Genomic DNA, 19,135 nt, shown 5'->3' with positions numbered 1-19,135 from the left:
CCGCGAGCCGCGCCGCGCCGCGCCGTAAGCGCAACGCCGCACGCCGGGATCGGTAATCACCCCCCTGGCCTCGACCTCACCCGCCGTCCGGTATCGGCAGCGGGCGCCTCTCGATCGCCGCCGCCATGATGTCGGGGAACAGGTCGGGCGTGCACGCGAAGGCCGGTGCGCCCAACGCGGCCAGCGCGGCGGCGTGTTCATGGTCGTATGCGGGCGCCCCCTCGTCCGACAGCGCGAGCAGAGTCACGAACTGCACTCCCGACGCCTTCATCGCCGCGACCCGCTTGAGCATCTCGTTCCGTATGCCGCCCTCGTACAGGTCGCTGATGAGGACGACCACCGTCTCCGTCGGCCGGGTGATCTGCGACTGGCAGTAGGCGAGCGCCCGGTTGATGTCCGTGCCACCGCCGAGTTGCGTACCGAACAGGACGTCGACCGGGTCGTCCAGTTGGTCGGTGAGGTCGACGACGGCCGTGTCGAAGACGACGAGCCGGGTGTCGATGGACCGCATGGACGCCAGCACCGCCCCGAACACGGAGGCGTAGACGACGGACGCCGCCATCGATCCCGACTGGTCGATACAGAGGACGACTTCCTTCTTCACGGACCGCGAGGCGCGCCCGTAGCCGATGAGCCGCTCCGGCACGATCGTGCGGTACTCGGGCAGGTAGTGCTTGAGGTTGGCCGCGATCGTACGGTTCCAGTCGATGTCCTGGTGGCGCGGCCGGTTGATGCGGGCGCTGCGGTCGAGGGCGCCGGTGAGCGTGGCCCGGGTACGGGTGGCGAGCCGCTTCTCCAGGTCCTCGACGACCTTGCGCACGACAGCCCTCGCGGTCTCCTTCGTGGTCTCCGGCATCGCCTTGTTGAGCGAGAGCAGTGTGCCGACGAGGTGCACATCGGCCTCCACCGCCTCCAGCATCTCCGGTTCCAGCAGCAGGGAGTCCAGTCCGAGCCGGTCGATGGCGTCGCGCTGCATGACCTGGACGACGGAGGAGGGGAAGTAGGTCCGGATGTCGCCGAGCCAGCGGGCCACGGAGGGTGCGGACGCCCCGAGCCCCGCCGTACGGTCCCGTCCCGACTGAGGTCTGTCCCCCTTCCCGTAGAGCGCGGTCAGCGCCCCGTCCATGGCCGCGTCCTGTCCGCGCAGGGTGCATCCGGTCCCGTCGGCGGACTCGCCGCCGAGCACCAGGCGCCAGCGCCGCAGCCGCTCCTGGGCGGCCTCGCCGAGGTCAGCGGGAGGCGCCGGCTCGACCGCGGCCGTCGTGGTCTCGACCGTCCCCGCCGCCGGGAACTCGGCTGAGGCCGTCTCGGCCTCGGTGACCGTCTCGGCCTCGGTAGCCGTCTCGGGCTCCGCGCCCGTCTCGGGCTCCGCGCCCGTCCCGGACGCCGCCGATGTCCCCGGCTCCTCGATCCTCCCCGCCTCCTCGATCCTCCCCGCCTCCTCGATCCTCCCCGCCTCCTCGATCCTCCCCGCCTCCTCGATCCTCCCGGGCTCCGCGGCCGTCTCGGGCTCCGCGGCCCTCTCGGGCTCCGCGGCCCTCTCGGGCACTGTGGTCTCCACGGTTTCCACGGTCTCCGTCGTCTCCGTGGCCGTCTTGGTCTCCGTGGTCGTCATGTGCCTGCCCCCACCAGGTCGTCGCCGTGGACGCCGGTGGCGTCCGCCGGGCTCTCGCCGTCGGCCCCCGTCTCCCGGGCTCCCGAAGTCCCCGGGACCCCACCGCCGTCGGTGTCCAGGCCGAGCAGCAGCCGTACCAGCGGCACTACGGCGTCCGCGCGCTCGGAGTCCGGTTCCGGCGCGAAACCGGTCGTGCCCGGCGCCCGGCCTGCGCTCGCGTCGCCCGTTGTCCCAGGGCCGCGCCGTACCAGTTCGCCGAGGGTGCGCCGCACACCCGGTTCGTACGACGAGAACGTCCGCCGCAACAGCGGCAGTACGTCGGTGAACGCCTCCGCCGGCACCCCGGTCAGCCATGCGTCGATCAGCCCCAGCAGCCGCTCGTCGTGCACGAGCAGCATGCCTCCGCCGCCGCCCACGAAGCCTTCGATCCACGCGGCGGCGTCCGGCGGCGGTGTGCCCGGGGAGAGCACGAGCCCCATCAGCCGGGCCGCCTCGTCCTGGCCGACCTCCCCCTCGTCCAGCAGGAGCCGCACGGCCCGGCCGCGGATGGTTCCGGGCACGCTGTCCCTGCCGGACAGCGACCGCAGTACGGAGCGCCAGCGGCCGCGCAGGTCGCCGTGGCCGGCGGGGGAACTCTCGGCGAGGAGCCCCACCGCGCCGTGCACCGCGTCCACCTGGCCGCGCATGTGCTCGGCAGCGTCCGCGTCGAGTGCGGTGCAGGCGGGCGGCAGTCCGACGAAGATCCGCTCGGCGAGCCCCGCCGCGACCTCGGCGAGCGACTGGGTGTCCGTGCCGCGCACGTCGCCGTAGCGCAGCGAACGGACCAGGGCGGGAAGGGCCTGCGCCAGGTGACCGACGTCGGCGTCGAGTGCCGCCCGGTCGGCGAGGACCCGCATCACCACCGGGAGCGCGTCGCGCAGTCCGGCCAGCAGGCAGTGCTCGGCCAGCGCGGTCACCTCGGCGAGTGCCTGGGCGCCCGTGGCGTCCGCCTCGGCCTTGGCGGTCGCGGCGGCGGCGACGGTCGTGCCCCACACCCCGGCCTCCGCGACCCGGACGGACAGTTCCGGTTCCCAGCGCAGCCGCCAGGTCTCCCGGAACGTACCCGTACTGCCGCGTGACGAGACCGGCTCGCCCCAGTGGATGCCCAGCAGCCGCAGCCGGTGCAGCAGCCGGCTGCGCCCGCCGTCGGTCTCCTTGCGCAGGTCCAGCTCCGCCTCCCGGTCCAGTGCCTCGGGCTTGAGCCGCAACCGTCGTTGGAGCAGGGTCAGGTCCCGCTGCAACGGCACGGCGGGCGCCGTGTCCGGCACCTCCCCGAGGACGTCGCCGACCACCAGCCGGTCGTGCACGAGCGCCAGTGGCACGTCGGAGCCGTCGCACATCACGGCGCGCACCGCGTCGGTCGTCTCGGTCAGTCCCGGCAGCGGGCGTCCGCGCATCGCGGCGAGCGTCCCGGCCAGCCGGACCGCCTCGATGACGTGCGCGGACGACACGATCCGGTCCTCCTCGCGCAGCAGCTCCGCCACCTTGGTCAGCCACCGCTCGACGGGCCGGTCCCGCGCGCCGAACAGGTGTCCGTACCAACCGGGGGAGTCGATGCCCGCGCCGTAGCCGCTGCTCCGGGACAGCCTGCGGTGCGTCCACGGCACCCAGGTCATGTCCGCCTTGACCTTGGGAAGGCCCTTCAACAGCGCCCGGTCGGCGGTGACGGCGTGCCTCCGGCGCAGCGCCGGCACGTGCCAGGCCCCGCACACGACCGCCACGCCGTCACCGAACTCACGCCGCGCTGCCCGTAGTTGCAGGCGCATATGGGCCTCCCGCACCAGGTCCCGGTCGTGGCCACCGGAGCCGTACGTCTCCCGCAGCGCCCCCATCGCCTCCTCCAGGGCGACGAACGGTGCGAGCGCGGCCTCCCGCCCCGCCGCCCCCTCCCCCGGGTCCGCGGCCCCCCGGTGCTCGACGACGTCCTCCCACCAGCGCTCGGGGTCGTCGTAACCGGCGGTCTCGGCGAGCACCGCCAGCGGGTCGAGCCGCAGGGCGTGATCGACGGGAGGGACGGAAGGAACAGCGGGGGCGGACGGGGTGGAGGAGGTGGAAGAGGAGGTGGAGGAGGTGGAAGGGGCGGGCGGGTCGGCGGGCGAGGAGGGCGAGGAGGGCGAAGGCGACTCTTCGGGGCCGCCCGCGGGCGGCGGCTGTTCTTCCTCTTCCTTCCGCCACGCCAGGGTGTGCGTGGCGGGCAGGTCGATGAAACGGGCCGGCACGTCGTGTTCCAAGGCCCATCGGAGGGCCACCCACTCCGGGGAGAACTCGGCCAGCGGCCAGAACGCCGAGTGGCCGGGCTCGTCCACGGCGTGGGCGAGGAGCGCGACCGGGGGCCGCATGTCCGGGTCGGCGGCCAGCGGGACGAGGGCGTCGGCCTCGGGCGGCCCCTCGATCAGCACGGCTCGGGGCGCGGCGGCGTCCAGCGCGGCCCGCACGGCCCGCGCCGAGCCCGGCCCGTGGTGCCGCACGCCGAGCAGCAGAGGTCCGGCGTCACTCACGCGCTCACCTCCCGGCAGGCGCGGTAGAAGTCCTTCCAGCCGTCCCGCTCGCGGACGACGGTCTCCAGGTACTCCTGCCAGACGACGCGGTCGGCCGCCGGGTCACGGACGACGGCGCCCAGGATGCCCGCGGCGACGTCGCCCGCCCGCAGCACACCGTCGCCGAAGTGGGCGGCCAGGGCGAGCCCGCTGGTGACGACGGAGATGGCCTCGGCGGTGGACAGGGTGCCGCTGGGCGACTTGAGCTTCGTACGGCCGTCGGCGGTGATGCCGTCGCGCAGTTCGCGGAAGACGGTCACGACGCGGCGGATCTCGTCGATGCCGTCGGGCGCCGTGGGCAGGTCGAGGGAGCGGCCGATCTGGTCGACACGGCGCGAGACGATGTCGACCTCGGCGTCGGTGTCGGCCGGCAGCGGCAGCACCACCGTGTTGAAGCGGCGGCGCAGGGCGCTGGAGAGGTCGTTGACCCCGCGGTCGCGGTCGTTGGCCGTGGCGATCAGGTTGAAGCCGCGGACCGCCTGCACCTCCTGGCCCAGCTCCGGTATCGGCAGCGTCTTCTCGGACAGGATGGTGATCAGCGTGTCCTGCACATCGGCCGGGATCCGGGTCAGCTCCTCCACCCGGGCGGTCATGCCCTCCGCCATGGCCCGCATCACCGGGCTGGGCACGAGGGCGTCCCGGCTCGGGCCGTGGGCGAGCAGCCGCGCGTAGTTCCAGCCGTAGCGGATGGCCTCCTCGGGGGTGCCCGCCGTGCCCTGCACCAGCAGCGTCGAGTCGCCGCTGACCGCGGCGGCCAGGTGTTCGGACACCCAGGTCTTCGCGGTGCCGGGCACGCCGAGCAGGAGCAGGGCGCGGTCGGTGGCGAGCGTGGTGACGGCCACCTCGACGATGCGGCGCGGACCCACGTACTTCGGTGTGATCACCGTGCCGTCGGGGAGTGTGCCGCCGAGCAGGTAGGTGGCGACCGCCCACGGCGACAGCTTCCAGCGGGCCGGGCGCGGGCGGTCGTCCTGCGCGGCGAGCGCCGCGAGTTCGGCGGCGAAGGCGTCCTCGGCGTGCGGGCGCAGCTCCTGCCCCGCGTTCGCGGGCGCGGAGTGGTTCTGGCTCGGTTCGACGGACGTAGGTTCCACGGACACAGACATGGCTGAGGCCCCCTCCAGCTCGGCCGGTTCGGATCTGGTGTCCACCGTGCACCACACCACTGACAATCCGTCCTGACCTGCGAAAACGCTTCGGCCGGTCCGATTGTCAGTGGTGGGATCTACCTTCGATGGCATGACTCAGCAGGGGGTGCGCTGGACCGCGGACCAGGTGCTGGCACTGGCGCCTGACGCGGCATCACGCAAAGCGGGAAGCAAACTCGGCACGGCCGGGCCGTGGACCGAGGCGGGGAGTTCCGGCGAGGGGACGGTGTGGGGACTGTGCAAGGGCACTGGCAGCAAGCCGTATCAGACGGTGGTGGACGTCGCGGACGCGTCCGGCCCCGCGTACAAGTGCAGTTGTCCGAGCCGCAAGTTCCCGTGCAAGCACGCGCTCGGACTGCTGCTGCTGTGGGCGGGCGGGGCCGCCGCGGTGCCGACGGGGCAGGCGCCGGACTGGGCGGAGCAGTGGACAACGGGGCGGAAACAGCGCGCGCAGGAGAAACGGCAGTCGGTCGCGGCCGGGTCCGCCGCCGGATCCGGTGATCCCGAGGCCGCGCGGCGCCGGGCGGAGCGCCGGGCCGAGCGGGTCACGGCGGGCGCGACGGAGCTGGAGCAGCGCCTGACCGACCTGCTGCGCGGCGGGCTGGCCTCAGCGGAGCAGGCGGGGTACGGGCTGTGGGAGGAGACCGCGGCCCGCATGGTCGACGCGCAGGCCCCCGGACTGGCCGCGCGGGTGCGGGAGTTGGGCGCCCTGCCCGGTTCCGGGCCGGGCTGGCCGGTGCGGCTGCTGGAGGAGTGCGCGCTGCTGCACCTCCTCGACCAGGGCTGGCTGCGCCGGGACCGGCTGCCGGACGGCCTCGCGGCGACGGTCCGTTCCCGGATCGGCCTGCCCGCCACGGCGGACGGCCCGGCGGTACGGGACCGCTGGCTGGTCCTCGCCCAGTACGACACGGCGGACGCGAAGCTGACGACGCGCCGGATCTGGCTGTACGGCGAAGAGTCGGCCCGCGTCTGTCTGCTCCTCTCCTACGGCGCGGCGGGCCGGGCCCCCGAGCAGGCCCTGCCGATCGGGCTGGCACTGGAGGCGGAGGTGTCCGTCCACCCCGGCGCCGGCCAGTCGCGCGCCACGCTGGGGGAGCAGTTCGCGCCACCCGCACCCGCCGCGACCCGGCCACCGGGCGAGACGACTGCGCGGGCGATCGCCCGGTACGGCGAAGCACTGAGGGACGACCCGTGGCTGGACGCGGTGCCGGTGACGTTGGACCGGGTCGTCCCCACGCCGGACGGCGGCACCTGGCAGCTGGCGGACGCCGACGGGGCGGGTGCGCTGCCGCTGACGCCGGCCGCGCGCTCCCGCTCCGGGTTGTGGCGACTGGTCGCCCTCTCCGGCGGCGCCCCGGTCAAAGTGTTCGGCGAGTGCGGCCACGGGGGCTTCACTCCGCTGACGGCCTGGCCGGAGGGCGAGGGGAAGGCGGTGGCGCTGTGCTGAACCGACCGGAGCCCGCGGGATCCCCGACCAGAAGGAGTCGTATGAACGGCGCCACCGTCCAGGAGTCCGGCACCGCCGCCCAAGATGCCGGTGCCACCGCTCAGGAGACCGGTGTCGCCGACCAGACGTCCGATGCCGCCGACCAGGAGACCGGGATCACTGCCCAGACATCCGATGCCGCCACCCAGGAGTCCGGCACCGCCGCTCCGGCAGGCGCCACGAACAGCGCGAACGCCACGAACGCCATGAACACCACGAACGCCGTGACCGCCACCACCTCCTCCACCTCCACCTCCACCGCCACCGTCACCGCCACCGCCACCAACACCGTCGGCGCCTGGGAGGATCTCGTCACCACGGCGCTGCTCGGCACCGACCGGCGTCCGCCCAGAGGCGGGGGGCAGGGCCGCGAGGCACCCGTGGCGCTGCTGGACGCGGCGGCCCTGGCGACCGTACGGCGACGGGCGGGCCTGCGCCCGGCTGCGGCGGCGCGGCGCCCGGAGCCGGCCGCCGAGGACCCGCGTCCCGCCCTGCCCGCCGCCGCGGCGAATCGGCTCGCCCTGCTGCTGGCCGACCGTCCCGGCACCGGCGGCGGTCGCCGCGGCGCCGCGCCCGACCTGATGGAGCTGCTGCCGCAGTGGCTGGCGACGGCGAACGCGCACGGCTATGCCGCGCCTCCGGAGGCCCTGCCCACGCTGCTGGACGCGGCCCGGGGGCGCACGGACCTGCGCCCCGCGGCGCTCGCGTTCGCCGGGCCGCGGGGGCTGTGGCTGGCCCGGCTCAACCCGGACTGGCGGTTCGCCCTGCGCGCGGCACCGGGCGGCGGTGCGGCGCTGCCGGACCTCGACGACGCCGCCGAGGTGCAACGGCTGTGGGAGGAGGGCCTGTTCGCCGAGCGAGTGGCCCTGCTCGCGGCGATCCGCGCGTCCAGACCCGTGATGGGCCGCGAGTTGCTGACATCGACGTGGTCGGCGGAGCGCGCCGAGGACCGGCTGATGTTCCTCGACTCACTGCGCGCGGGTCTGGACGCCCCTGACGAGCCGTTCCTGGAGCGGGCGTTGGCCGACCGCAGCCGGAATGTGCGGGCGATGGCCGCGGAGTTGCTGTCCGCGCTGCCCGATTCGGCGCTGGCGGCGCGGATGGCGGTCCGGGCCGGGGCCTGTGTCGCCATCGACCACACGCGCGGCGATCCGACGATCGCGGTCGAGGCGCCGCCCGAGTGCGACGCGGCGATGGAGCGGGACGGCGTGGTGGCCAAACCTCCCACAGGGCGAGGCGAACGGTCCTGGTGGTTGGGCCAGCTGCTGGAGGCGGCACCGCTCGGTACGTGGTCACGGCGGCTCGGCGGGCGTACGCCGCGGGAGATCGTGGCGCTGCCGGTGGCGGACGGCTGGCAGGCCGAGCTGCACGCGGCCTGGTGCCGGGCGGCGGCGCGGCAGCGGGACACGGAGTGGTCCCGGGCGCTGCTCGGGACGCCCGGCGCGCCCGAGGCGGGCGGGCCGGGCGCCGTGTCCCTCGCCGAGCGGGCGAAGCTGCTGGGCGCGCTCGGTGCCGGCGAAAGGGCCGACTGGGTGGCCGGCTTCATCGCGATGCACGGCCTGTCCGAGGCGTTCCAGCTGCTCGGGGTGTGTGCCGTGCCCTGGACGGAACCGCTCGGCCGGGCGGTGGTGGACGCGCTCGACATCGCCCGGGACGCGGGGAGCTATCCCTGGAGTTTCAGCGGGGTGATGGGGCTCGCCGAGCGGTGTCTTGATCCCGCGGAGGCGTCACGGCTGGACGGGCTGCTGGCCGTGCCGGAGGAGGGGGAGGACGCGTCACCGGGCGCCGGCGGGTACTGGGCGGAAGCGTTCCAGCGGCTCGTGACGACCTTGCGGTTGCGGGCGGACATGGCCCGTGAGCTGGGCGGTCCGCTGGGGGAGCCGGGGTAGGCCGTTGCTCGGCCGCGGGCAGGTGGTGGCTGAGCGCACCGTACCCAGCGCCCCTACGCGGACGCCCGGCCCCCACCGGGCCCGCCGCCCCAGCCGGGCCGCCCCACCCGGGAAGGAGCGGAAAACGTCGTCGCTCGCCTACGGGCAGATCGTGGCTGAGGGCGCCGTTCCCCACGGCCCTACGGGGGTACGGAGGGGTGGGTCAGCCTCCGGAAGCGGCTGGCTGCCGTACGTTCGCCCGTACCCACTCCACGATCGACGCCGTGGTCGCGCCCGGGGTGAAGATCTCCGCGACGCCCTTCTCCTTGAGCGGTGCGATGTCCGCCTCAGGGATGATCCCGCCGCCGAAGACCAGGATGTCCGCGGCGTCGCGTTCCTTGAGGAGTTCGATGACGGCCGCGAAGAGGGTGTTGTGCGCGCCGGAGAGGATGGACAGGCCGATCGCGTCGGCGTCCTCCTGGATCGCCGTGGCGACGATCTGCTCCGGTGTCTGGTGGAGCCCGGTGTAGATGACCTCCATACCGGCGTCGCGCAGCGCTCGCGCGATGACCTTGGCACCGCGGTCATGACCGTCGAGCCCCGGCTTGGCCACCACCACGCGGATCGGACCGGCTGTCACGCCCATCACTGCCTCCATGAAGCGATCGGATCCACGACAGGATCCATCCGTAACCCATCCGTACCGACAAGTACCGCACCATCCGTGTGCTCCGCCACCGGCCCGGAAGTGAACGAACGTTATCCCCAGCATCCCGCAACCGGCGGTTTTACGGTGGCGGCCGAGGGGGAAATCACACGGTGGGACATGTTCGGGAGCCGCAGCGTGGTCCACGGGAACACGAAAGGCATGCGGCGTGCACGACACGCACCTCGGTGACCCTGCGTACGGCTTCCCACAAGGGCACACGGGGACAGAGACGTCCTCCTGTGCCGACAGGAGGTCGGCCATGATGGTCACCAGGGCAGTGCAGCCGCTTCGTCCGCTCTACCAGCTCCTCCTGCCGGGCAAACTGGCGGGACTCTCCGTGACGCTGCTCAAGGCGACCGCCCTTGAGGTCACGATCCTCGCGGGACACCTCCTCCTCTATCCGACCGGCATCATCCAGGAACGCCGCTCCCAGCCCCCGTCCCCCGCGGACGGCACACCACGGCTGCCGGCCCGGCCCGAACTGCCGGTCGTCCTGCTGCACGGCTTCATCGACAACCGATCGGCCTTCGTCCTGCTCCGCCGCAATCTCGCCCAGCACGGCAGGCACCGGGTGGAGTCGCTCAACTACTCCCCGCTGACCTGCGACATTCGCATCGCCGCCGAACTACTCGGCAGGCACATCGAGGAAATCTGCCGGCGGACCGAAAGCCCGCAGGTGGACATCGTGGGGCACAGCCTCGGCGGACTGATCGCGCGCTACTACGTACAGCGCCTGGGCGGCGACCACCGGATCCGCACGCTGGTGACGCTCGGTACACCGCACTCCGGCACCCGGGCCGTCCCGCTGGCGAACGCCCACCCGATCGTGCGCCAGATGCGGCCCGGCTCGGCGGTGATCGAGGAGCTGGCCATGCCCGCACCCGGCTGCCGCACCCGGTTCGTCAGCTTCTGGAGCGACCTCGATTCGGTGATGGATCCGCTGGACACCGCCAGCCTCGACCATCCGGACCTGCTGGTGGAGAACGTGCCGGTCACCGGGATCGGACACCTCGCCCTGCCCGTGCACCCCGCGGTCGCGGCCCGGATACGTCAGGCGCTCGGCGCCGAGCCCGCGGAGGCGGCAACGGAGACGGGAGCCGAAACGGGAGCCGTCCCGGGCCAGGCCGGGCTGACCGTGGCCTGAGAACCATGGCCTGAGCGGAGGCCGAACAGAACCGGAGCCGAGGCCGAGGCCGGGCTGATCATCCTCGTGAAGGCCGAACGGAACCCGAGCTGGGCCGATCATCCGCACGGAAGCCGAATGGAAGCCGCACGGAACCGAGCCGGAACCGAGCCGGAGCCGAGGCAGATCATCTGCACGGAGGCAAGGCTGATCACCTGTGCGGAGACGGGGGGATCACCCGAATGGCCGTACCGGACGAACGGCACGGGGCCCCGGGCGGACGGCCGACCGGTACGAGACCGGTTCACCCGATCGCCACGGCGCCCGTTCGTCCCGCCCGACGGACGGGACACGAGCCCGGTCGTCGGCCTGCCCCTGCCCCGACCGTCGAACACCCTTCGAACACAAAGCCAAACCCGCGCCCACGCTCCCCGAAACACGGCCGAATGCCCGTTTCCTGCGGACGCGAAACCAGCCGAAGATTGTCGCGCCCGCATACCGCCGGGTACAGTCGCCGCACTGCTCTGGCAGCCCCTGTTGTCGAGGCGAAAGAGAAGTTGGTGAACGACCGTCACCCGTCGGGGACTCTGACCACCCCGGCTCCGGCTTCCGAAGCCACCTCGGCGCACTACGCGTCGTACGGCGGACAGGAAGCCCAGTACGGCGACTTCACCACGCACGGAGGCTACGACGTCGGCGGCGCACCGCAGGGCGCGCACACCGCCGCCTTCGAGGCCGACCCTCTCTTCGGCAGTCTCCCGGGCGATTCCGGGGCCACCGGTGCGTACGACACCACGCACTGGTCGACCGGCACGCACCACACCCTGAACTACGACCCGTACGCGGCGCAGCACCATGCCGCCTACGACAGCGGCGCCTACGACGTCACGGCGTGGTCGATGCCGCAGCAGCAGGGCTCGGGGACCGACACGAGCGGCCAGTGGGACGCCGGTGCCTGGTTGCAGACCGATCAACTCGGCGGTGCCGACCCGACCCAGCAGTGGGAGTGGGGCACCCAGGCATTCGACACCGGCGCGTACGACGCCACGCAGTGGAACTCCGACGGCGCCCGGTCCGAGCATCCGGCCGAGCCCTTCGAGCACCAGCCGACCGGCGCGTTCGAGCAGCCCTCGTACGAAGCGGCCGCTTACGGGGAGAGCCCATACGCCCCCTCCTACGGGGACTCCGCCTACGAGGACTCCACCTACGCGGCTGTCGTGGCTGAGGAACCCGCCCCCGGCGGGGGCGAGTTGACGGCCACGGGTGAGCTGCCCGCGGTGGCGTCGCTGCTCGACGGCCAGGAAGAGGTCGCGCCGGTACCCGTCCCGCGCGCGGGTTCGCGGTCCGCGTCCCGCTCGCGGCGCCGTCCGCCCGCCAAGCGCTCCGCGCTGCTGACCATCGCCGTGCCCTCGGCCTGCGTGATGGGGGTTGCCGGGATCGCCGCCGCGTCCGTGGGCGGCCTGACCGACGACGGTACGGACACGACCGCCTCCGCCCCGGACCCGCAGGCGGTGAAACCATCCGCCGCCAACAACAAGCTGGACACCCAGCTCGAAAGCCTCTCCGCGGGCGCCGACGACTTCGCGGACCGGGCCAGCCGCACCCAGGAACGCATCGATCTCAAGGCCGAGCAGGACGCCGAGAAGAAGAAGGCGTTGGCCGAGGCGGCGCTCAAGGAACGGCTGCGGCCCAAGTTCGCGCTCCCGGTCGCCCAGCACGGGCTCAGCGCCTATTTCGGCCAGGCCGGTGTGAACTGGATGTCCGTGCACACCGGGATCGACTTCCCCGTTTCGTACGGCACGACGGTGATGGCCGCGACCGACGGCACCGTCCGCACGGAGTGGAACAGCGCCTACGGCAACATGATGATCGTGACGGCGAAGGACGGCACGGAGACCTGGTACTGCCATCTCTCCAGCTACCAGGTCGTCTCCGGTACGAGCGTCAAGGCCGGGCAGCCGATCGCCTACTCCGGGAACTCGGGCAACTCCACCGGCCCGCATCTGCACTTCGAGGTGCGCCCGGCGGGCGGTTCGGCCATAGACCCGCTGCCGTGGCTGCGCAGCCACGGACTCGACCCGACGTAAGGGCCCCGCCCACGGGCGTGAGGTCCGCCCCACAGGAGTAGGGCCAGCCCTGCGGGCGTGAGGCCCGTCCTGGGGGCATGAAGGGCGGCCCGCGCTACGGACGTACGGCTCCCGTCCCACGGACCTACCGCTCCCGCCCCGCAAACGACACGACGCGCGGCGGGGCGGGCTCCGTCTCAAGGAGCTACGGCTTCTGCACGGCGCTACAGCTTCTCCACCGGCGCGTACCGCAGCAGCAGTCGCTTGGGCTTCGCGTCGCCGAAGTCGATCGTCGCCTGGGCCTTGTCCCCCGTGCCGGCCACCGCGACGACCGTGCCGAGACCGAACTGGTCGTGGGTGACCCGGTCGCCGACGGCAAGGGACACCACCCGTTTCTCCGACGCCCTGCGCGTGGCGAACCCGGACGCGCCCGCCCCGGACGAGCGGGAGCGGGACGAGGACAGCGAGGACGCGACACCGGACGCGGGCCCGGAGGAGACAGGCGCCGGGGCTCCTGTCCGCTTCCACTCCACATGGGCGCCCGGGATCTCCTCCAGGAAGCGTGAGGGCGGGTTGTACGACGGCTGGCCCCAGGCGCTGCGCAACGTCGACCGGGTGAGGTACAGCCGCTCCCGCGCGCGCGTGATGCCGACATACGCCAGGCGCCGCTCCTCCTCCAGTTCCTTGGTCTGGCCGAGGGCACGCATGTGCGGGAAGACGCCGTCCTCCATACCGGTCAGGAAGACCACCGGGAACTCCAGGCCCTTGGCGGTGTGCAGGGTCATCAGGGTGATGACGCCGTCGCCCTCCTCCTCGTCCGGGATCTGGTCGGAGTCGGCGACCAGCGCGACCTGTTCCAGGAAGTCGGCGAGCGTGCCGCCCGGGGCCGCGGCGCCCGCAGCCCCCTCGGCCGCCGCACCCTCGCCCCGCTCCTGCTCGAACTCCAGGGCCACGGAGGCGAGTTCCTGAAGGTTCTCGATCCGGGTCTCGTCCTGGGGGTCGGTCGAGTTCTGCAACTCGGCGAGGTAGCCGGTGCGTTCCAGCACCGCCTCCAGGACGGTCGCCGGGCCCGCTCCGGACTCGACGATCGTCCGCAACTCCTCCATCAGCACGTTGAACCGCTTGATGGCGTTGGTCGACCGCGCGGCCATGCCGTACGCCTCGTCCACGCGGCGCAGCGCCTGCGAGAAGCTGATCTTCTCGCGCTGGGCGAGCGCGTCGACCATCGCCTCGGCGCGGTCGCCGATGCCGCGCTTGGGCACGTTCAGGATGCGGCGCAGCGGGACCGAGTCCTCCGGGTTGGCCAGTACCCGCAGGTAGGCGAGGACGTCCCGGACCTCCTTGCGTTCGTAGAAGCGGACGCCGCCGACGACCTTGTAGGGCAGGCCGACGCGGATGAAGACCTCTTCGAAGACACGGGACTGGGCGTTGGTGCGGTAGAAGACGGCGACGTCGCCGGACTTGGCCTCACCCGCGTCGGTCAGCCGGTCTATCTCGTCGGCGACGAACTGCGCCTCGTCGTGTTCGGTGTCCGCGACGTACCCGGTGATGGTGGCGCCCGCGCCCGCGTTGGTCCACAGGTTCTTGGGGCGGCGGGACTCGTTGCGCTCGATGACGGCGTTGGCGGCGGACAGGATCGTCTGCGTGGAGCGGTAGTTCTGCTCCAGGAGGATCGTCGTCGCGTCCGGGTAGTCCTCCTCGAACTGGAGGATGTTGCGGATGGTCGCGCCGCGGAAGGCGTAGATCGACTGGTCGGCGTCGCCCACCACGCACAGTTCGGCGGGCGGCAGGTCGTGCTCCTGCGCGGGCACGTCCACCGGGCGCTCGGCCGTCCCGACGAGTTCGCGCACGAGCGCGTACTGGGCGTGGTTGGTGTCCTGGTACTCGTCCACGAGGACGTGGCGGAAGCGGCGCCGGTAGTGCTCGGCGACGTCCGGGAACGCGCGCAGCAGGTTGACCGTCGTCATGATCAGGTCGTCGAAGTCGAGCGCGTTCGCCTCGCGCAGCCGCGACTGGTAGAGGGCGTACGCCTGGGCGAGGGTCTTCTCGAAGCTTCCGCCGGAGTCCGACTGGGACGCGCCCCCGGCCGCCTCGGCGGCGTAGTCCTCCTCGTCGATCAGCTCGTTCTTCAGGTTGCTGATCTTGGCGCTGAACGCCTTCGGCGGGAAACGCTTGGGGTCGAGGTCCAGGTCGCGGCAGACCAGGGCCATCAGGCGCTTGGAGTCGGCGGCGTCGTAGATCGAGAAGGACGAGGTGAAGCCGAGGCGCTTGCTCTCACGGCGCAGGATGCGCACGCACGCGCTGTGGAAGGTCATCACCCACATCGCGTTCGCGCGCGGGCCGACGAGCTGTTCCACGCGCTCCTTCATCTCGCCCGCGGCCTTGTTGGTGAAGGTGATCGCGAGGATCTGCCCGGGATGCACCTTGCGCTCCGCGAGCAGGTGGGCGATGCGGTGCGTGAGCACGCGGGTCTTGCCGGAGCCGGCGCCGGCCACGATGAGCAGCGGGGAGCCGGAGTGCACGACGGCAGCGCGCTGGTTGTCGTTCAGCCCGTGCAGGAGCGCGGCCGGGTCGATGACCGGCCGGGGGGCACCGTCCCCGTAGTAGGAGTCCGGGTCCGGGGGCACGTCGAACTTCCCGCCGAACAGATCGTCCGGAACCGGCTCCGGAGCGTGCTCGTCCTCGGGCGGTGGGGGCTCCCCCTCCTGCCCGCGGGGGGCCTGGAGGTCCGCCAGGAAGCTGTCGTCAAAGAGGCTGCTCATCGCTCTCCGAGTCTAGGGCGCCCCACTGACAACCCGCTGCCGCCCCGAGAACATGACCGGTGCCGTTCGCAGAACTTCACCGGTACCGCTCCGCCGTCCCAGTGAAGTCCCAGGCCGATCCCAGGTCGATCCGAGGCCGGCCGCAGACCGCCGCAGGTCGACCACGATCCCGGGTCGCTCGCAGGTCGCTCGCAGGTCGATCCCAGGTCGCCCCCGAAGCGTGACCCGTTCCGTCCGGCCGGGATCCACCCGGTCGCATCCGCGCCGGTTCCGCTCACCGTGCGGAACCGCCCGATGACCCTGGAGGAAACTCACCATCAGGTCACGAAAATGTATCGGGCATATCACCCACCAACCTTCACAGGGGCCACACGAGTTGGCTAGCGTGCCGGGCGGGCCGTACGACCCCCACCGGCGAACCTCGCCGGGCCGTGCGGCCTCCGCCGAGTCCGGCGTGTCCCCGTGGCACGCGGGAGCCGGGGACCCCCACCGACTTTGGGGTGGATCGGCCCAATCCCTCTCAGGGGAAACGGCCGTAGGGCAACCTTCCGAACCACCCGCCCGAACCCTCCCCAGAGCCCGAACGACCTGGGGGTACCCCCACCGCTGACTCGGCAGGCGGAACACGGAAGGAGTCGCCTCTCTTGGCGTCGCACCGCAAGCCGCGCTCCGCGGGTACGCGTGTAGCAGGCATACGCACCCCCGCCCTGGCCACCGTCGCCCTCACCTCCGTAGCCCTCACCTCCGTAGCCCTGCTCTCCCAGACGGCCGTCGCCGCCCCCACCGACGGCAAGCCGAGCGTGGAGGAGGTGCAGAAGAAGGTCGACGCCCTGTACCGGCAGGCCGAATCGGCAACCGACCACTACAACGCGGCCAAGGAGCAGACCGGCCGGCAGCGCAAGCGCGTCGACACCCTCCTGGACGACGTCGCCCGCGGTACGGACCGGCTCAACAAGGCACGTGACGAGCTCGGCTCGTTCGCCGCCGCGCAGTACCGGACCGGAGCCTCCGTTCCCGACGCCACCTCCCTCCTGCTCGCCGACAACCCGCAGGACTACTTCGACCAGAGCCAGCTGATGAACCGGCTGACCGCCCGACAGAAGACCGTGGTCGACGACTACGTCACCGAGCAGTCGGCGACGATGAAGAAGCGGCGGGAGGCCACGCAGAGCCTCGAAACGCTCACCAAGTCGCAGGACGAACTCCAGACCGCCAAGGCCACCGTCCAGAAGAATCTCTCCTCCGCGCGCGAGTTGCTGGCCAAGCTGACGGCGGAGGAGAAGAAGCGGCTCGCCGAGATCGAGAAGCGCCGGCAGGAGGAGGCCGCGCGCAAGGCGGCGGAGCTGGCCAAGGAGCAGCAGGCCGCGCAGCAGAAGAAGGACGCGTCGTCCGCCACGGACTCATCGTCCTCGTCGTCTTCCTCCTCGTCTTCTTCGTCCTCTTCTTCCTCGTCGGCCGCCAAGGCCCAGAAGGCGATCGACTTCGCCCGCGCGCAGATCGGCAAGCCCTACGTCTGGGGTGCCACCGGTCCGGGCTCCTACGACTGCTCGGGGCTCACCCAGGCCGCCTGGAAGGCCGCCGGTGTCACCCTGCCGCGCACCACCTACAGCCAGGTCGACGCCGGAACCACGGTCTCCCTCGCCGATGCCCAACCCGGTGACCTGGTCTTCTTCTACGACGACGTCAGCCACGTAGGCATCTACATCGGCAACGGGATGATGATCCACGCCCCGAAGCCCGGCGCCTACGTCCGCGAGGAGTCGATCTACTACGGCGGCGATTCGATCATCCACAGCGTGGTGCGACCCGCCTGACGCCGTGCGGGCCCGCGTCGAACCGACCCGCGCGGGCCGCGTCGACCGAACCGCGCGGGCCTGCCTCTTTCTGCTCCCGCGCGGGCCCCGTATCGCGCTGCACCCGCGCGGGGAGCGGGGGCTGCCGCCGGGGGCGTCGTTGAGAAGAAGCTGAGAGTTTCATGTGCCACGCTGGCGCCCCCTATCCCGCTCAGGAGCGCCTCGATGACCCTGATCAACGGCCTGCCCGCCCATGTCCTGCTGGTCCACGTAGTCGTCGTACTGGTACCTCTCGCGGCGCTGGCGCTGGTGGCGGCGGCGCTGTGGCCGCGCGCCGCCCGGCGACTGGGGCCGCTGCTGCCGGTCCTGGCGCTCCTCGCCCTGGTCAGCGTGCCGTTGACGACGCAGGCGGGCGAGTGGCTGGAGCGGCACGTGGAGAGCGACGCGCTGGTACGTCGGCACACCGAGCTGGGTGACGGGCTGCTGCCGTGGGCCGCCGGGCTGTTCGTGCTCGCCGCGGTCGTGTGGTGGGCGGGGCGGTCCGCGTCGAGCGGGGAGCCGGGCGGGGCCCGCGGCATACGCTGGTCCGCCCTGCCCGTACGGATCGTCGTGGGAGTGCTCTCGGTGGCCGTCGCGGTGGGAGCCGTGGTGGACGTCTACCGGATCGGCGACTCCGGAGCGAAGGCCGCCTGGCACGACTCCTATTCCAAGACGGCGACGGGATCGAAGGACTAGTCCTGATCGAGGGCCACGTCTGTGGATGCGCCCTCACGCGCGCGTGCCGCAACGTACGTGACCGAGTGTCCGTACCTGAGCGCCACGCGCGCGTGAGGGCGTTCTTGTCCCGCACCCGCGCGTTTTTGCGGCGTACGCACGCGTGCCACGCCGCCGCCGCGCCCGGCGCTCCCTAGCATCGGGCGCATGCCCGGCACCTCTCCCCTCCGCGCCTGGTGGGCGCAGCGACCGCCGGCGGCCGGTGCCGCCGTGATGGCGACCGGCATCGTCTCGGTGGCCCTGCGGCTGACCGGCTACGAGATCCTCTCACTGATCGCGCTCGCACTGGGCTGTGTCGCCTGGCTGGCGCTCACCGCCGACTTCGTCGCGGGCCTGCTGCACGACCGGGAGCGGTGGCTGGCCGAGGCGAAGACGCCCGGCGCCCTCACCGCGGTGGCCGCGACGACGGTGCTCGGCACCCGATTCGCCCTGCTCGGCTGGTCCACCCTCGCGGAGGCGCTGCTCGCGCTGGCGGCCGTGCTCTGGCCGGTGCTGCTGTTCCTCGTCGTACGGAACCGGAAGCGGCGCATGCCCGGGGCGGTGTTCCTGATCTGCGTGGCCACCGAGGGGCTCGCCGTGCTCGGCGCCACCCTGGCCGCCACGGAGGCGACGGCGTGGCTCGCGCACACCGCGCTGGTGCTGTTCTGGCTCGGTCTGGTGCTCTATCTGGTCGCGCTGGCCCGGTTCGACCCCGGGCAGGTGCTGAAGGGGGCCGGGGACCACTGGGTCGCGGCCGGCGCGCTCGCCATCTCGGCGCTGGCCGGAGCGAAACTGCTCTCCGCCGACAGCCCCGCCCTGTACCTGTGGAACAAGGACGACCGGGGCGTCCTGCACACCGTGACCATCGGGCTGCTCGTCCTCGACCTGGCCTGCTACGCCGTACTGCTGATCGCCGAGGTGCTCAGGCCCCGCCTCCGCTACGACGTGCGTCGCTGGTCCACGGTGTTCCCCTTGGGGATGACCGCGGCGGCCTCGCTGTCCGTGTCGGCCGCCGCCGGGATCTCATGGCTGCGGGGCCTCGGGCAGGTGCTGCTGTGGGTCGCGGTCGCGGCCTGGCTCGCCGTCGGCGCGGGCGCGGTCGTGGCGGCCCGCGCGGGGATCAGGGCCGCGGGCCGGGCGGAACGTCCCCGGGCGCACCATCGCCGGGCCTGACGTCCCCAGGAGTTCCTCGACATCCTGGCCGTCGTGAACACCCAAGACGTTCAAGACGCCCAAGAC

Annotated in this window: 12 protein-coding genes; 7 read left to right on the top strand and 5 right to left on the bottom strand. The window is 72.5% G+C overall.

The window, feature by feature from the left end; genetic code table 11:
- Positions 1-76 precede the first annotated feature (76 nt).
- The 3 genes from ACFC09_RS05410 to ACFC09_RS05400 all read right to left on the bottom strand — a co-directional run bounded on the left by ACFC09_RS05410 (position 77) and on the right by ACFC09_RS05400 (position 5,294).
- Entirely contained in the window at positions 77-1,204 is a 1,128-nt protein-coding gene (locus tag ACFC09_RS05410) for a VWA domain-containing protein (protein ID WP_376524395.1), read from the bottom strand.
- Positions 1,205-1,611: 407 nt separating this feature from the next.
- Positions 1,612-4,152, bottom strand: a complete 2,541-nt coding sequence (locus ACFC09_RS05405; protein WP_376524159.1) for a DUF5682 family protein — start codon at positions 4,150-4,152, stop codon at positions 1,612-1,614.
- Positions 4,149-5,294 carry an AAA family ATPase gene (locus tag ACFC09_RS05400; protein WP_376524158.1) on the bottom strand — a complete coding sequence of 382 codons (1,146 nt, stop codon included), beginning with the start codon at positions 5,292-5,294 and terminating at the stop codon, positions 4,149-4,151. The genes ACFC09_RS05405 and ACFC09_RS05400 overlap by 4 nt, the downstream gene beginning before the upstream one ends.
- A 133-nt stretch (positions 5,295-5,427) precedes the next feature.
- On the opposite strand from ACFC09_RS05400, the gene ACFC09_RS05395 reads away from it, so the two are divergent.
- A complete protein-coding gene (locus tag ACFC09_RS05395) occupies positions 5,428-6,783 on the top strand; it encodes an SWIM zinc finger family protein (protein ID WP_376524157.1) in 1,356 nt (451 codons plus the stop codon).
- A gap of 245 nt (positions 6,784-7,028) precedes the next feature.
- Positions 7,029-8,711: a DUF5691 domain-containing protein gene (locus ACFC09_RS05390; RefSeq protein ID WP_376524393.1), complete on the top strand. Its 1,683-nt coding sequence runs from the start codon at positions 7,029-7,031 to the stop codon at positions 8,709-8,711.
- A gap of 202 nt (positions 8,712-8,913) precedes the next feature.
- Here ACFC09_RS05390 and ACFC09_RS05385 read toward each other — a convergent pair whose 3' ends face one another.
- On the bottom strand, positions 8,914-9,336 hold the full coding sequence (locus ACFC09_RS05385; protein WP_376524156.1) for a cobalamin B12-binding domain-containing protein: 423 nt from the start codon (positions 9,334-9,336) through the stop codon (positions 8,914-8,916).
- 322 nt (positions 9,337-9,658) lie between these two features.
- On the opposite strand from ACFC09_RS05385, the gene ACFC09_RS05380 reads away from it, so the two are divergent.
- Together ACFC09_RS05380 and ACFC09_RS05375 are read left to right on the top strand one after the other, a co-directional pair.
- Entirely contained in the window at positions 9,659-10,543 is an 885-nt protein-coding gene (locus tag ACFC09_RS05380; protein ID WP_376524155.1) for an esterase/lipase family protein, read from the top strand.
- A 539-nt stretch (positions 10,544-11,082) separates the two neighbouring features.
- Positions 11,083-12,609, top strand: a complete 1,527-nt coding sequence (locus ACFC09_RS05375) for a M23 family metallopeptidase (RefSeq protein WP_376524154.1) — start codon at positions 11,083-11,085, stop codon at positions 12,607-12,609.
- Positions 12,610-12,812: 203 nt separating this feature from the next.
- Here the strand turns inward: ACFC09_RS05375 and pcrA are convergent, their stop codons facing one another.
- Complete coding sequence (gene pcrA, locus ACFC09_RS05370) at positions 12,813-15,350, bottom strand: DNA helicase PcrA (protein ID WP_376524153.1); 2,538 nt, start codon at positions 15,348-15,350, stop codon at positions 12,813-12,815.
- Between the two features lie 644 nt (positions 15,351-15,994).
- Here pcrA and ACFC09_RS05365 point away from each other — a divergent pair.
- The 3 genes from ACFC09_RS05365 (at position 15,995) to ACFC09_RS05355 (ending at position 19,069) form a co-directional block, all read left to right on the top strand.
- The gene (locus ACFC09_RS05365) at positions 15,995-17,164 is read left to right on the top strand and encodes an NlpC/P60 family protein (protein WP_376524152.1); all 1,170 of its coding nucleotides are present in this window, start codon (positions 15,995-15,997) and stop codon (positions 17,162-17,164) included.
- A 204-nt stretch (positions 17,165-17,368) separates the two neighbouring features.
- Positions 17,369-17,878: a DUF2231 domain-containing protein gene (locus tag ACFC09_RS05360; protein ID WP_376524151.1), complete on the top strand. Its 510-nt coding sequence runs from the start codon at positions 17,369-17,371 to the stop codon at positions 17,876-17,878.
- Positions 17,879-18,064: 186 nt separating this feature from the next.
- On the top strand, positions 18,065-19,069 hold the full coding sequence (locus ACFC09_RS05355; protein WP_376524150.1) for a tellurite resistance/C4-dicarboxylate transporter family protein: 1,005 nt from the start codon (positions 18,065-18,067) through the stop codon (positions 19,067-19,069).
- The last annotated feature ends 66 nt before the right edge of the window (positions 19,070-19,135 follow it).

The organism is Streptomyces sp. NPDC056161 (assembly GCF_042268025.1).
Taxonomy (GTDB): domain Bacteria; phylum Actinomycetota; class Actinomycetes; order Streptomycetales; family Streptomycetaceae; genus Streptomyces.
Note: the sequence above shows the minus strand (reverse complement) of the source record. Positions and strands in the feature narration are given on the sequence as shown.